A 13,546-nucleotide genomic window follows, 5' to 3' on the forward strand; every position below is an offset into this window, starting at 1 on the left:
TGAGGGCGGACGGCGATGTCGGACCACCTGGTAATCAGGGCCGCATCCAAGCGGGCATCGGACGCTGTGATCCCGCTCAGCAGTGCCCAACTGATCCGACGCCACCTCTCGAGTATCAAGCACGCGCTCCCGTACGATGCCGCCCAAGTTCTGGTCTTCGACCGCAGTACCGATCGCCATCGCCAAATGGCGCAGATCGGCTATCCGGCGGAGGTCGCCCGGGTGATGTGCGAGGAGTTCCCGAAACACTGGCCGCTGCCTGCCTGGGCCCCCGTGCTCGACGGTGACGATCTTCCGCCGACGATCAGTGCTGAGCAGGACCACCCCGGAAGCTTCCGCTACTCGACGATCTACCTCGAGTATCTGGCTCCCGCCGGGTTCCGTGACGGGCTCACCCTCGAACTCAACCATCGTGGCCGATACGTGGGGCTCGCCAACTTCTCGTCGTTCGAGGCAGCGTTCTATACCCTCGAGCTTCGGCGCCGGAGCCTCGCCTTCGCATCCCTACTCGGGCACGCCATCAGCGCGACGGCCCAGGACCTCGAGGCGATCCCCCTGAGCGCCAGGGCGAGCGTCATCGACCAGCATCGAATGGTCAGCCCCATCGCCGGGCGGGTGCCGAGCAACCTGGTCGTGCGCGACGACTTCTTCGCTGCGCTCGCTCCGCTGTTCGACGCGCCGCACGGCGAGGTTGCGTTCCTCTGGGATGTCGATCGGCAGTGGTTCAGGGTCGTCGTGCGTCGCCAGAGCGACGACAGCCTCCCCGATCTGCAGCCCCTCGTGGTGATCGAGGCGCCGATCGAACGGCCGTCGGGACTGACGCCGACGGAGATCCGGGTGTTGACCCGGCTCATCACCTGCTCCTCGAACGAGATGATCGCGAACTCCCTGGGCATCGGCATTCGCACCGTGCACACGCACATCTCGAGCATCCTCGCGAAGCTCAACTGCACCCGAAGATCCCAAGCCGTCGCCAGCGCCGTTCGCAACGGACTCTTCCGTCCGGAGGCTGCGCCGGACGCCTCCCTGGGCGATCTCATCCACTGAGCTCGACGTGGCACTCGCAATCCGTGAGTGCGGGATGTCTCGGTGAGGTAACGAATCGAACGGAGCGATCGGTTTCTCCGCATTCCTACGGAGCACCGGGTAATCGGAACGCCGTACGTTCGCTGCACATCGGCGCACAACCCGCCGATCCCCGCAACCTCAGGAGTGCAAAATGCAGACGAACACTCGTAGAGCCGCCGTCCTCCTCGGCCTGGCCGGCGTGCTCGCGCTCACGGCGTGCACCGGCAGCACCGAACCCGTCGGAAGCTCGAACGACACGAGCGATACGAGCAAAGGCGCTCTCGCCATGAGCTTCGCCGGGCTCGACATTCCGATCTGGGTCGACCAGCTGGCGATCATGGAACCGATCATCAACGAGGCCGGTTACGAGTTCCTCAGCGACGATCCGGCCTGGGACATCCAGACCCAGGTCAACGACTGGGAGAACTGGATCCAGCGAGGCGACGTGAAAGCGATCATGGGCTATCCCGTGCAGTCGGACTCCATGGTCGCCGTGTCCGAGAAGGCGCAGGCTGCAGGCATCCCGGTCCTCGGATATGCCTCGACCTGGGACGGGATCTCGTACGGTGTTCTCCTCAACAACTATGAGGACGGCGTGCGCCTCGGCGAGGAGGCCGGCGAATGGATCAAGGAGAATGCTGACGGCAGCGGTGCGCAGCCTGTGGCGCTCCTCGGCTATTGGGACACGGATCTCGGCCGGGAACGCAGCGAAGGAATCGCGGACGGGCTCAAGAACAGCGGCGCGAACGTGGACGTCAACGAGATCTCGGTCATCAACCTCGACGACGGCTATGCGGCCGCCCAGACCCAGCTCGCCGCGGAACCCGATACGAAGATCTGGCTTGGAATGGCCTCTGAACCACTTCAGGGCGCGTACCAGTACCTCACCGATCAGGGCGTCGCCGAAGACGACCCCACGTACCTCCTCGGTGCGCTCGACGCGACCGACGAGATCCTCGACATCGTCTCGATCGACGACTCGATCTGGCGGCTCAGCTACATCCTGCCCGCGAAGCAGCTCGCCGAAGCCAACGCCGAACTGCTGATCTCCGCGGCGGAGGGCGACGCTGCCGACGACATCGTCATCGAGTCCACCAAGGTCACCGCGGACAACGCTGCGGACTTCTACGTCGACCGGCAATGAGCGGCACCAAGGACACCCCCGTGTCGACGTTCCGCCTCGAGCTCAACGACGTCACCGTCGACTTCGGCGCCACCCGGGCTCTGGCAGATGTCTCCGCGCAGATCGGGCCCGGCGAGATCGTGGGTCTGCTCGGTCACAACGGCGCCGGCAAGTCCACGCTCTTCAACGTGCTGGCCGGAGTGATCAGGGCGAGCGCCGGCTCATTCCTCCTCGACGGCGAGCACGTCCCCGCCGACAGCACGCCCCGCGATGTCGCCGAGCTCGGCATCTCGATCCTGTACCAGGAGCCGGCGCTCGCCGCGAACCTCACGGTGTTCGAGAATCTCTGGCTCGCACAGCCCGCGAGGAAGGACAAGACGGACCGCCGACGCGTGGCCGAGGAAGCGCTCGGCCGCGTCGGTGCCGAGTTCGGTCTCGATCTGCCCGTTGCCAGCCTGACTCTCGGCGAGCGGCAGATGGTCGGGCTCGCACGCGGTCTGCTGGGGCGGGAGATCCGGGTGCTGCTGCTCGACGAGCCGACCGCGGCGCTCGGACGGCAGGAGACCGACGCGTTGCATCGGATCATCCGGCGCCTCGCTCAGTCGGGCACGACCGTCATCTACGTCTCGCACCGGCTGCCCGACATCCTCTCGGTCTGCGAACGGATCCTCATCCTCTCGGGCGGTCGCCTCGTCGCCGATGAGTCGGCCGCGTCCTTCACGCCGCAGCGGCTGGCGCGAGCACTGGCACCGGGGCTCATCGTCGCCGAGTGGGAGGAGCCGCGCATCGGCGAACCCAGCCTCGAGGTGACGTTCGGTTCTGAGCGCGTCACAGCGCACCGTGGCGAGGTCCTCGGGTTGTTCGGGATGGCCGCCGGGGAACAGTTCGACCTCGTCGAACGGGTTTTCGGGGTCCGTGGGCGAGCGACGTTCACGCTACGAGGGCGGCAGACGAGGATCGCCAGTCCGCACCAGGCGATGCGGCGCCGCGTGCACCTGGTGCCCGCCGACCGAGAACGCGACGGGCTCATTTCCGGGATGGGAGCCGCGGAGAACGTCTTCCTCCCGTGGCACGGTCTGCTCGGGCGGAGTTGGTGGATCAACCCGCGTTACGGGGCGACGGCGTACGAGACCGCTCGGCACGAACTCGGCATCCTCGGACCCGGGGGAGTGGAGCCCATCGACGAGTTCTCAGGCGGCAACCGCCAGAAGCACCTGCTGGCGCGGTGGATGTCCGTGCGAACGCCCGACGTCCTGCTGCTCGCACAGCCGACACAAGGCGTCGACGTCGGCGCCAAAGCCGACATCGCGCGGGCCGTCAGGCGTCTGGCCGCGACCGGGGCGACGGTGGTGGTCGCGTCCGCCGAGTCGGATGAGATCGCCAGCCTCTGCGATCGCGCCTACGTCCTGCTCGCGGGAGCTGCCCGCGAGGTGACCCGCACTCCTGATTTCGACGAGCAGCTACTCACCACACTGCTCGCGCTCGCCGCCGACGCACCGACGCGTCAACCGGAAGGACCGACCCGATGAGACTCTCCTCTTCGATGACCCTCTTCTTCGCCAAGAACGGGATCTTCGCCGCACTGCTGCTCCTGATCGCCCTCTTCGCGATCCTCAACCCGAACTTCCTCACCCTCGGGAACGCGCAGAACATCCTGCTGCAGTCCGCAGAACTCGGCATCATCGTGGTCCCGCTCGCATTCCTCGTGATGTCGGGCTCACTCGACCTCTCGGTCGGTTCGGTCGCGTCGGCTTCGGCCGTCACCGCCGCCCTCGTGATGGCGTCGACGGGCAACACGATTCTCGGCATCTTCGTCGCGATCGGTCTCGGGGCCTTCGCCGGCGCGGTCAACGGATTCCTGATCGCCTACCTGCGCCTGAATCCGATCGTCATCACCCTCGGCTTCCTGAGCATCTGGGGTGGCTTCGCGCAGGTGATCACGGGGGGCAAGACCGTACAGCGATCGAGCCTGCCCGAGGAGTTCCGGGCGATCGGCACGGCGACCATCGGCCCGGTGCCGATCCAGATCGTCCTGCTCGTGCTCACCGTTGCCCTCGGAGGGTACTTCCTGCGCCGTCATCGCCTCGGCAAGGAGGTCCTCGCCATCGGCGGCAACGAGCGCGCCGCCCACCTGATGGGCATCAACGTCGTTCGGCGCAGGTTCGAGCTGTTCATCGTCTCCGGCGTGGCTGCCGCGATCGCCGGAGTGATGCTCACCGCGAAGGTGCAGTCCGCGAGCCCGGTGATCGGCGCAGGAATGGAGCTCCAGGCGCTCACCGTCGTGCTGCTCGGTGGCGTCGCCTTCGAGGGCGGCATGGGCCGGATCTCGGGTGTGGTGGCCGGCCTGCTGTTCTTCAAGGTGCTGAGCAACGGCCTCGTGTTCCTTCAGGTGTCGCCGTTCGTGCAGACGATCCTCGTCGGTGCGACCCTTGTCGTCGCCGTCGCGCTCGACAGCTCGATCCAGCGGATGGTCAAGCGTGCCTGGGCGCAGAGGGGGCGCCGAGCGATCTCGAGACAGCCGGATGAGCCAGGCGACGATCAAGCCAACCATGACGAACTCACCCCGAACACGCACGGAGGACGCGCATGACCCGCAACACCGGATACGTCTGGCACGAACGCTACGCCTGGCACGACACCGGGACGTTCGCGGGCATCGTCCCGCCCGGACCGACCGTGCAGCCGTTCCACAACTTCGAATCGCCCGAGTCGAAGGCGCGGCTGAACAGCCTCGTCGAGGTCAGCGGGCTCATCGAACGACTCACTCCGATCCGGCCCCGACCGGCCACGGAAGAGGACGTGCTCCGCGTGCACACCGCTCGCCACGTCGAGCACATCCGCTCGCAGAGCCTCCTGCCACTCGGCGACGCCGGCGACGGCTGGTCTCCGTTCGGGCGCGGCGGATACGAGATCGCGATGCTCGCGGCCGGTGGCACCATTTCGGCGACCGAAGCAGTGCTGAGCGGTTCCGTCGACAACGCGTACGCGCTCGTCCGACCGCCGGGACACCACGCGGAGCGCGACCTGGGTATGGGCTATTGCCTGTTCGCGAACATCCCGATCGCGATCGAAGTCGCCCGCGCCCGGTACGGCGTCGAGCGGGTGGCCGTCGTCGACTACGACGTGCACCACGGCAACGGCACCCAGCACATCTACGAGGACGACCCTGATGTTCTCGCGATCTCGCTCCACCAGGAGTTCCTCTTCCCGCAGAACACGGGGAGCGCAGCTGAGATGGGAGTCGGTCGCGCCGAGGGGACGACCATCAACGTTCCGCTCCCTGCCGGCAGCGGCAACGGCGCCTACCTGGCATCGTTGCAGCGAGTGGTCCTCCCGGCGCTCCGCGCGTTCCGGCCGCAGCTCGTGATGGTGGCGAGCGGGTTCGACGCCTCGGCCGTCGATCCGCTCGGCGGGATGACCGTGACGGCGAGCGCCTATCGGGCCATCGCCGAGAACCTCGTGGACGTCGCCGAGGAAGTCTGCGACGGGCGGATTGTGTTCTCGCACGAGGGCGGCTACTCGCCGGTCTACGTCCCCTACTGCGGACTCGCGGTGCTCGAGGCGATGAGCGGTATCGAGACAGGCGTGCTCGACCCGTACGCCTTCTCGTTCGAGAACTCGCCGGCGCACCAGCTCAAGCCGTGGCAGGACGACGTCATCGCCGAGGCCGAGGTGCTGGCCCGCAGGCTCGGCCTCGTGGTCTGAGGCCTGCACGAGACTCCCGCCGCGGCCCGGGTCATCGCCTGCTCACGGGCTGCGGCGGGTACTTCCGGGCCTCGCGAGTTCGGCCGGCGGCCGGTCAGGCGCTCGCCGCGACTACCAACGGTAGCGCCGGATCAGCGCTCCACTCCTCGAGGGACCCGTCGTAGACGCGAACGTGGCGAACGCCGGCATGTGCGAGAGCGAGCGCGTTGGCGGTCGCGGAGATGCCGCCGCCGCAGTACAGCAGCACTTCCCGGTCGAGATCGACACCAGCTTCCAGGTAACGTGCCCTGATTTCGCCGGGCGACAAGAGGCGGCCGTCGTCGCCCGAGAGAGCCCGTGCTGGGACGTTCGTGCTGCCCGGTATGTGCCCGCGTCGCGAATAGCGGGTCGGCACGGTTCCCTGGAACGCATCCTCCGGCAAGCCGCAGACCAGGTTGCCGCAACCGACGAGCAGCTCGATCTCGGCCCGGTCCACCCACGCTTCGCGCTTCGTCGTCACCTGCCACGAAGCCCGCGGCGTTGCGACGGGAGCATCCTCACCGGTCGCCGTCGGGAGCCCGGCATCGCGCCAGGCCGCGATGCCGCCATCGAGCACGCGGACATCGATGCCGATCCAGTCGAGCAGGTACCAGACGCGGGCGGCCCACAGCCCGCCGACCGTGTCGTATGCGACGACGGAGGTGTCCGGACCGATTCCTGCGGCGGCGAGGTTCGAGGCCAGTACGTCCGCCTCCGGATGATGATCGTGCTGCGTCGGATGCGGCACCGACAGGTCGGTGTCGACGGCGATGTGCCGAGAACCCGGGATGTGGGCGTCCAGCCAGCGGCCACGGCCGCTTTCCGCGACGAAGTCGCCGTCGTGACGCGGACGTCGGAGCACCAGTGTCGCGTCGAGTACGGTCACCGGCCGGCCGGCCGACAGCTCGACGGCAAGTTCTCCGGCAGTGATAAGCGGGCCGATGCTCACCGTTCGACCCCGATGAATCCGGCCGCGACTGGAGCGGATCGGTGTTCCTTCGCGTCGATCGCCTTTGGCCACACCGTCGCATCCGAGAGGATTCCCACCCGCTCGAGCCACGCTGCATAGTCGTGCATCGCCTCGGGTCGGATGTCGCCCCAGCGATCCTCCTCGAACCAGGTGGGTGCGATGAGTTCGAGCGACTTGGCGAGCACCCGGCGATCGAAGTATGGGGTCACGGTCTCGAGCAGGTCGACCGTTGCGGCTTGATCGGCAGCCGCCCGGCGGAACCCTCGCTCCGTGGCGTCGAGGAACCGTGCGCGCAAGTCGGGGTCCAGGCCGGCGAACGAAACGCCGCCCCCCAGGAGGTAGCTGTGGTACCGGATTCCGAGTTCATCGTCGACCCGCCACACACGTTCAGGTCGGTCGGGCCGCTCTGTGAGCAGGACATCCCAGGCCCAGTACGAACCGAACGTGGCGTCGGCAATGCCGGCCTCGAGGTCGTCGGCGGTGAGTTCTCGCGTACCGACGTCGAGGAGCTCCACCTCGTCGGGGTCGCCGCCGGCCGCCGCGACGAGTTCGCGCACGATGGCGATCCCACGGGGCGTCGGGTTCAGAGCGAGCCGGCGACCCTCGAGATCGGCGAGCGAGCGGATGCCGCTGCTCTCGAGCGTTCGGACCGTCTCGAGACCGCGCTGGTTCACGGCGGCGATGGCCGACAGGAGCTGCCCGCGCTCGCGGCGCGCCAGCAGTCGGTTCGTCGGGAACACCGCCAGATCGGCGACGCCTCGAGCAACGTGTTCGAGGCTGTCGCCGATCCCGGGATCGCCGGTCCGAATCTCGAGCTCGATGCCTGCATCTTCGTAGAAGCCGGCGGTACGTGCGGCATAGAAGCCGGCCGAGTTCGGCCAGGGGTGGAAGTACTCGAGCACGAGGCTGAGGCGGGTGATCACGGGGTGGCTCCTGGGGGCTTCTGGATGGATGCGGGGGAGGGCCGGAGCGAGAAGCCGGCAGGAAGGGGAGTGGCGAGGACATCGGCGAGGCTGGACGGGCGATGTCGAGCGATGAATGTGGCCTCCTGCTCGGCCCAGCGGCGCCAGTACGGAACGTAGAGCTCACCGTCTCTGGCCAGCGCCCGAGAGCGCCGGACCTCGTCGTCGGCCTCGACCCAGACGGTGAGCGTCGCGAGGCGCCGTGTCGCAGCTGTGAGGGAGCCGACCCCCTCGAGGATCAGCGGAAGCTCGCCGGGCACCTCGTGCCAGCCGGCGGGCTCGCCGGCATTCCAGTCCCACTGGCGCCATCGGGCTGGCCGCCCGATGGCCCGCGGGCCCAGGAGGTTCCGGCGCACGTGGTCGCTCGCCCAGTCGAGCCCGTCCCAGCCGGGATAGATGTCGTCGAGACGCACGATGTGCGCCGGCCGAAGCGCACCGAGCTGCGTGGCGAGCGTGCTCTTGCCGGCGCCGGAGCGGCCGTCGATCAGCACGGTTGCGCGCGGGCCGTCGAGTGCCTGTGCGAGGTCAGTGAGCTCCAATGAAGTTCCATGCTCCCGTGCTCACGGCGAAAGCGACAGACACCAGGCCGATGGCGAGGCACAGCGCGATGAGCACATAGTCGGATCCGCGCATGACGGAAGGCCTCGCCCACGTGCGAGTCGCATGGGCGCCGAACCCGCGAGCCTCCATCGCGGTCGCGAGCTTGGCACCGCGTCGTACGGCGAAGACGAGCAGTGCGAACGCCTGGCCCGCGGTCCGACGAACGCGTCCGTGGTCGGCCACGCCGCGAGCACGGCGCGCGTAGCCGAGGTAGGCCCAGTCATGCCGCAGCAGGCCGACAAGGCGGAATCCGGCCAGGGCGCCGATCACGAAGCGCGACGGAAGCCGCAGGATCTGCGCGAGCCCGTCAGCCAGGTCGGTTGGATCCATGTCGGTGAAGAACAGCACCGAGGGTAGGCCGATCGCGAGGACGCGCAGCACGGTCGCGGCCGCGAGCTCGATCGAGCCGTCGCTGACGGTGACGAGCAACGCCTCGACGTGCACCCGGCCGCTCGGCTGGCCGTAGAGGAGAATCGTGAGGCCGGTGAGGAGGGCGGCCACGACGATGGGCAGGCTGCGTCGGACGATTCGGACGACCGGGACCTCCGATTGCAGGAAGAGCAGGGACTCGAGCACGAGCGCGGTGAGGGCGGACACCCAGTCGACGCTGAAGACGAGCGCGATCGCGATGGCGAGCGCGGCGAGCAGCCGCGCCACCGGATTCGCGTGTGGAACATCGAGGCGGAACGAGTTCATCAGGCCGCCTCGACTTGTGGGTATGCCTCGGAAGGGGTATCCCCACGCCACGCTGCGAGTTCGATGCGATCATCGGCGAGCATTTCGATGAACAGTTCATCGTGGGTCACCGCGACGACCGCGGTGCCGCCGTCGACGATCTCCGCGATGAGTCGGACGAGTTCCTCCCACGTGCGGCGGTCTTGGCCGAAGGTGGGTTCGTCGAGGATGATCAGCTCGGGGCGACTCGCGAGGACCGTGCCCACCGAGAGGCGGCGCTTCTCACCACCCGACAGGGTGAAGGGGTTGACGTCAGCGAGATGGTCGAGTCGCAGCCTGACCAGCAGTTCATCAGTGCGTCGCGCGATCTCGTCGGCTGGGAGCCCGAGCGCGCGAGGCCCGACTGCCAGCTCATCGCGCACGCTCGTAGCGAGGAACTGATGCTCGGGATCCTGGAAGACGCTGCCGATGCGCGTGAGCAGTTCGCGCGACCGCCAGCGGATCGGCTCCGTGCGGCGGGCGTCGGGCGCGAACCCGGGCGATCCGATCAGTGAACCTGAGATCGGCGCGCGCAGCCCGCCGAGGGCGAGGGCGAGCGTGGACTTGCCGGCTCCGTTCGGTCCCGTGATCGCAACGACCTTTCCGCGCGAGACCGAGAAGTCGTGTTGCACCGGTGTGCCGGTCGCATCGGGAGCGGCGGTCACGAGCGCCGCGGCGGTGAGGAGTGCGCCTTCGGCGGAGTTGCGGTGACGCTCGAGCACTGGTGCGGACGCGTCCGGTACCCAGACGCCGTCTTCGAGAAGACGCTGCCGCTCGGCTGCGATGACCGTGTCGGGCGGGCCGTCGGCGGCGAGACGGCCGTCGGCGCCGAGCACGACGACGCGGTCCACCACGGGAAGCCAGACCTCGGTGCGGTGTTCGATGACGACGAGCGTCGCCCCCGTCGAGCCGGCGACTTCGGCAACGGCGTCCCGGACCTCGCGCACCCCGGCCGGGTCGAGGTTCGCGGTTGGCTCGTCGAGGAGGATGAGGCCCGGGTGCATCGCGATCACGCCGGCGAGAGCGAGCCGTTGCTTCTGGCCGCCCGAGAGATACGCGCTTTCGGTGTCGACGGCGGAGCGCAGTCCGACAGCATCCAAGGCGTGTCGAACCCGAGCCCAGATTCCCTCGCGAGGCACCCGCAAGTTCTCGAGCCCGAACGCCACATCGTCGCCGATCCGCGAGAGGATCACCTGCGAATCGGGATCCTGTAGGACCATTCCGATGCGATCGCGCCGGTCGTCCGGACGACCACCGTCGACCGTGAGACGACCTCGCGCTGTACCCTCGTCGGCGCCGCCGAGCACGCCGCCGAGCGCGTGCAGCAGGGTCGATTTGCCGGCACCTGATGGGCCGAGCAGCAGCACTCGCTCGCCGGGCTCGACGACGAGATCGAGATCTCGTACTGCCCAGCTCTCGCGCCCCGCGTGCTGCCAGCCCCAGCCTTCGATGTCGATCCGGGCGCCGGGAACGGTGTTCGACACGGTCATCGTGCGGCTGCGGCATCGGCCGCGCTGGTCCGCGCTCCGCCGCTGCGGGCGCGTGCTTCACGGCCGGCCGCGAAACGGTTCAGAGCGCCGGTGGCAGCGAGGCCGCGTACGGCCAGCCACGAGAGCAGGCCGGCGAGCGCTGCGCCCGAGACGACAGCCGCGACGATGTAGATCCAGCTGAACGCGGTGGAGGACCCCGGGTACCAGAGGATGAGGTCGTTGACTGCGAGCATCAGGCCGCTTGCGGCGCCCGCGAGCAGCGCCATCGGCAGGTTCCACCGGCGGTAGAGGAAGAGCGCGAACACGAGCTCGGCGCCGAGCCCCTGCACGAGTCCAGACTCCAGTGTGAGGACGCCCCACTGGTTTCCGACGAGTGCCGAGACCACCGCGGCGACGAGTTCGCCGAAGAGCGCCGCTCCGGGCTTACGCACGACGAGTGCGGTGAGCACCCCCGCGAACAGCCAGCCGCCGCCCACGACCGCCTGCAGTCCGGGTACCACGGCACCCAACGGGGCGCTGATCGGGTTCGACGCGATGTTCCACAGGACGAACACGAGGCCGGATGCCACGGCCAGCACGCTCGCGACGACGACGTCGATGACTCGCCACCGAAGGCGCGAGCCGACCGCGGGCTCGACGGCGGTCGTGGTTTCGTTCGTGCTCGAACGGGTCATGGGAGGTGCTCCTTCAAAGGCGCCGGCGCGAGCCGGGAGGTCGTGCACGCAAGTATTGACGAGGGCGTCGATCGGTGCACGTTTGTGTCGGCGCATGTAGATTGTGTATACAGTGGCAAGGCAGACGTACACGGAGGCGACACAATGGAACGGGCATCGCTTTACGTACGATTGCGAACCGACCTCGTGAACGGCACCTTCGCCGCCGACTCGCTCCTCGTCGAGGGTCGACTCGCGACCCTGTACGGGGTGTCGCGCACGCCAGTTCGCGAGGCGCTCGCGCGGCTCGAGCAGGAAGGGCTGATCGTGCGTGCGGTGCGCGGCTTCCAGGTGAACTCCGGAACCCCGCAGGACGTGATCGAGATCTACGAGGTGCGGAGCGTGCTCGAGCAGACGGCGGCCGCCGCAGCCGCGGTCGGTCGTACCGAACTTCAGCTCGCCGAGTTGACGCAGCTGCACCGCGAGGCCGAGGCGGCAGGCGACCCAGCGATCGCCCGAGCGCGGAACTCGGCTTGGCACGAACTGCTCTGGGGAGCATCGCAGAACACCACGCTCGAGGCGATCTTGCGTGGGCTCGTTGCCCGACTGCGCATCTTCGACCGCGAGTCGGATCATCGCGACGATCTCGCCGAGGCGCTCGCCGAGCACTCGATAGTGCTCGCCGCGATCCGAGACCGCGATGCCGAGGCTGCCGGGGCAGCCATGGCCGCCCACCTCGATCGCACCAAGCGAGAGCGCCTGGAGAGTTTCGCGCGGCGTCGTGTCGGCGGCGCCTGAACACGCTCGTCTCGGCGCGGTTTCACGGCTCTAATCAACAACGTTCGGTGATCGCGCCGTGCGCGGCGGTGTGGTGTGCTCGGTTGTCGTGTGCCTCGGCACAATTCTTCGAACCAGTAGTCGGTATCGGTCTGTTCACAGACCGTTCTGGTCTCGGTACTGGACCGTGTGGTCTAAACGCCGATACTCTGACCCGCGAAGTCAGGAAGCGCCGAAAAGGTCTCCGGGCCGTTGGTGTACAGCGGCGCGCATTTCAGCGCGTCCGAGAAGTGATTGAGGAGAGAAATGCTCAAACGTCGAGAAGCACTCGGACTACTCGGGTTGGCGGTCGGTGCCGCCGCATTGGGCGCCACGCCCGCCCAGGCGGCGGAAGGAGCCGTGCCAAGCGGCCTCGGCGCATCGCCGCACCGATCACTGCGTGTGCTGCAGTTCAACACGTGGCTCGGAGGCACCGAGGTACCCGGCGGGCGGAACGGCATCGTCGACACGATCGCGAACGTGAAGCCCGATGTCGTCACGCTCAGCGAGTCCGACCCAGAACTCGTGCGGGGGATCATCGCCGACCTCGCATCCCGCGGCCTGACCTATTCCGACAACGGCAGCCCGGGCGACCCGTCGGTGATCTCGCGCTGCCCGATCATCGATAGCGCGCAATTCCCGTTCTGGTCGAAAGCGGTTATCTCGGTCGGTGGCGCTGAGGTCGCGGTGTACTCGGGACACCTGGAGTACCGCTATTACGCGAACTACCTGCCGCGCGGCTACGGTGGCGGCACCCCCGAGCCCCTCGAGACCTCGGAGTACGGCTGGGACGAGATCCCGACCGGGCCGATCACGGACCTGGCGTTGATCGAACGCATCAACGCCGCCTCGGGGCGCACGGAAGTCACGAGAACCGTGCTCATCGATGCCGCGCGCGAGCGTCGCAAGGGGCGCCTCACGGTGCTGGGTGGCGACTTCAATGAACCCTCGCACCGGGACTGGACCCGACGCACTCGGAACCTCTTCGATCACAACGGCGTCGTGACCGAGTGGTCCACGACCAAGTCGATCGAGGATGCCGGATTCCGGGACAGCTATCGTGAGATCTTCCCCGACCCGGTCCGGTCGCCTGGCTTCACGTGGCCGAGCGACAACCTCGGGGCCGATCCGAGCAAGCTCACCTGGACGCCGAAGGCCGACGAACGCGATCGGATTGACTTCATCTTCTACTTCCCGGACCGTCGGATCCACCTGAGGGACTCTATGATCGTCGGTCCCTCGTCGTCGATCGTGCGCAGTCAGCGTGTCGAGGAGTCCGGGCGAGACATGTTCTGGGAGCCGTCCTGGGTGTGGCCGACCGACCACAAGGGTGTGCTGAGCACCTTCCGGATCACGCCGCGAGGCTGATCACGACCGGAAGTACACATCCTCGTCGGGCGCCCAAGATCGAGTCTCGAGCGCCCGAC

At 67.9% G+C, this 13,546-nt stretch carries 13 protein-coding genes; 7 read left to right on the forward strand and 6 right to left on the reverse strand.

The features are described from left to right. Positions 1-15: 15 nt before the first annotated feature. The 5 genes from MUN74_RS17995 to MUN74_RS18015 all read left to right on the forward strand — a co-directional run bounded on the left by MUN74_RS17995 (position 16) and on the right by MUN74_RS18015 (position 5,896). Positions 16-1,047, forward strand: a complete 1,032-nt coding sequence (locus MUN74_RS17995) for a helix-turn-helix transcriptional regulator (RefSeq protein WP_244853977.1) — start codon at positions 16-18, stop codon at positions 1,045-1,047. A gap of 172 nt (positions 1,048-1,219) precedes the next feature. Continuing rightward, positions 1,220-2,212, forward strand: a complete 993-nt coding sequence (locus MUN74_RS18000; RefSeq protein WP_244853978.1) for a sugar ABC transporter substrate-binding protein — start codon at positions 1,220-1,222, stop codon at positions 2,210-2,212. Then, complete coding sequence (locus MUN74_RS18005; RefSeq protein ID WP_244853979.1) at positions 2,209-3,720, forward strand: ATP-binding cassette domain-containing protein; 1,512 nt, start codon at positions 2,209-2,211, stop codon at positions 3,718-3,720. Before MUN74_RS18000 ends, MUN74_RS18005 begins: the two co-directional genes overlap by 4 nt. Continuing rightward, on the forward strand, positions 3,717-4,781 hold the full coding sequence (locus MUN74_RS18010) for an ABC transporter permease (protein ID WP_244853980.1): 1,065 nt from the start codon (positions 3,717-3,719) through the stop codon (positions 4,779-4,781). The genes MUN74_RS18005 and MUN74_RS18010 overlap by 4 nt, the downstream gene beginning before the upstream one ends. Then, positions 4,778-5,896, forward strand: a complete 1,119-nt coding sequence (locus MUN74_RS18015; RefSeq protein WP_244853981.1) for a class II histone deacetylase — start codon at positions 4,778-4,780, stop codon at positions 5,894-5,896. The genes MUN74_RS18010 and MUN74_RS18015 overlap by 4 nt, the downstream gene beginning before the upstream one ends. A 94-nt stretch (positions 5,897-5,990) precedes the next feature. On the opposite strand, the gene MUN74_RS18020 is transcribed toward MUN74_RS18015, so the two are convergent. The 6 genes from MUN74_RS18020 to MUN74_RS18045 are packed head-to-tail and all read right to left on the reverse strand — an operon-like array spanning position 5,991 to position 11,324. Beyond that, positions 5,991-6,863, reverse strand: coding sequence for a sulfurtransferase (locus MUN74_RS18020; RefSeq protein WP_244853982.1), 873 nt, complete (start codon positions 6,861-6,863; stop codon positions 5,991-5,993). Continuing rightward, positions 6,860-7,807 (reverse strand): ABC transporter substrate-binding protein, encoded by a 948-nt coding sequence (locus MUN74_RS18025; protein ID WP_244853983.1) that lies wholly within the window; start codon positions 7,805-7,807, stop codon positions 6,860-6,862. Before MUN74_RS18025 ends, MUN74_RS18020 begins: the two co-directional genes overlap by 4 nt. Next, positions 7,804-8,385: a nucleoside/nucleotide kinase family protein gene (locus MUN74_RS18030; RefSeq protein ID WP_244853984.1), complete on the reverse strand. Its 582-nt coding sequence runs from the start codon at positions 8,383-8,385 to the stop codon at positions 7,804-7,806. Before MUN74_RS18030 ends, MUN74_RS18025 begins: the two co-directional genes overlap by 4 nt. Next, positions 8,372-9,193, reverse strand: a complete 822-nt coding sequence (locus MUN74_RS18035; RefSeq protein WP_370647317.1) for an energy-coupling factor transporter transmembrane component T family protein — start codon at positions 9,191-9,193, stop codon at positions 8,372-8,374. Before MUN74_RS18035 ends, MUN74_RS18030 begins: the two co-directional genes overlap by 14 nt. Next, on the reverse strand, positions 9,142-10,650 hold the full coding sequence (locus tag MUN74_RS18040) for an ABC transporter ATP-binding protein (protein WP_244853985.1): 1,509 nt from the start codon (positions 10,648-10,650) through the stop codon (positions 9,142-9,144). The genes MUN74_RS18035 and MUN74_RS18040 overlap by 52 nt, the downstream gene beginning before the upstream one ends. Beyond that, a complete protein-coding gene (locus MUN74_RS18045) occupies positions 10,647-11,324 on the reverse strand; it encodes an ECF transporter S component (protein WP_244853986.1) in 678 nt (225 codons plus the stop codon). Before MUN74_RS18045 ends, MUN74_RS18040 begins: the two co-directional genes overlap by 4 nt. Before the next feature lie 144 nt (positions 11,325-11,468). On the opposite strand from MUN74_RS18045, the gene MUN74_RS18050 reads away from it, so the two are divergent. Together MUN74_RS18050 and MUN74_RS18055 are read left to right on the forward strand one after the other, a co-directional pair. Continuing rightward, positions 11,469-12,101 (forward strand): GntR family transcriptional regulator, encoded by a 633-nt coding sequence (locus MUN74_RS18050; RefSeq protein WP_244853987.1) that lies wholly within the window; start codon positions 11,469-11,471, stop codon positions 12,099-12,101. 285 nt (positions 12,102-12,386) lie between these two features. Continuing rightward, positions 12,387-13,487 (forward strand): endonuclease/exonuclease/phosphatase family protein, encoded by a 1,101-nt coding sequence (locus tag MUN74_RS18055; protein WP_370647318.1) that lies wholly within the window; start codon positions 12,387-12,389, stop codon positions 13,485-13,487. The last annotated feature ends 59 nt before the right edge of the window (positions 13,488-13,546 follow it).

The sequence above is a fragment of the Agromyces sp. H17E-10 genome (genome assembly GCF_022919715.1).
GTDB lineage: Bacteria > Actinomycetota > Actinomycetes > Actinomycetales > Microbacteriaceae > Agromyces.

What these genes read in the sequence shown, in the direction of transcription:
- MUN74_RS17995 (WP_244853977.1), top strand. Translation starts at nt 16, where the DNA reads ATGTCGGACCACCTGGTAATCAGGGCCGCATCCAAGCGGGCATCGGAC.
- MUN74_RS18000 (WP_244853978.1), top strand. Translation starts at nt 1,220, where the DNA reads ATGCAGACGAACACTCGTAGAGCCGCCGTCCTCCTCGGCCTGGCCGGC.
- MUN74_RS18005 (WP_244853979.1), top strand. Translation starts at nt 2,209, where the DNA reads ATGAGCGGCACCAAGGACACCCCCGTGTCGACGTTCCGCCTCGAGCTC.
- MUN74_RS18010 (WP_244853980.1), top strand. Translation starts at nt 3,717, where the DNA reads ATGAGACTCTCCTCTTCGATGACCCTCTTCTTCGCCAAGAACGGGATC.
- MUN74_RS18015 (WP_244853981.1), top strand. Translation starts at nt 4,778, where the DNA reads ATGACCCGCAACACCGGATACGTCTGGCACGAACGCTACGCCTGGCAC.
- MUN74_RS18040 (WP_244853985.1), bottom strand. Translation starts at nt 10,650, where the DNA reads ATGACCGTGTCGAACACCGTTCCCGGCGCCCGGATCGACATCGAAGGC.
- MUN74_RS18045 (WP_244853986.1), bottom strand. Translation starts at nt 11,324, where the DNA reads ATGACCCGTTCGAGCACGAACGAAACCACGACCGCCGTCGAGCCCGCG.
- MUN74_RS18050 (WP_244853987.1), top strand. Translation starts at nt 11,469, where the DNA reads ATGGAACGGGCATCGCTTTACGTACGATTGCGAACCGACCTCGTGAAC.
- MUN74_RS18055 (WP_370647318.1), top strand. Translation starts at nt 12,387, where the DNA reads ATGCTCAAACGTCGAGAAGCACTCGGACTACTCGGGTTGGCGGTCGGT.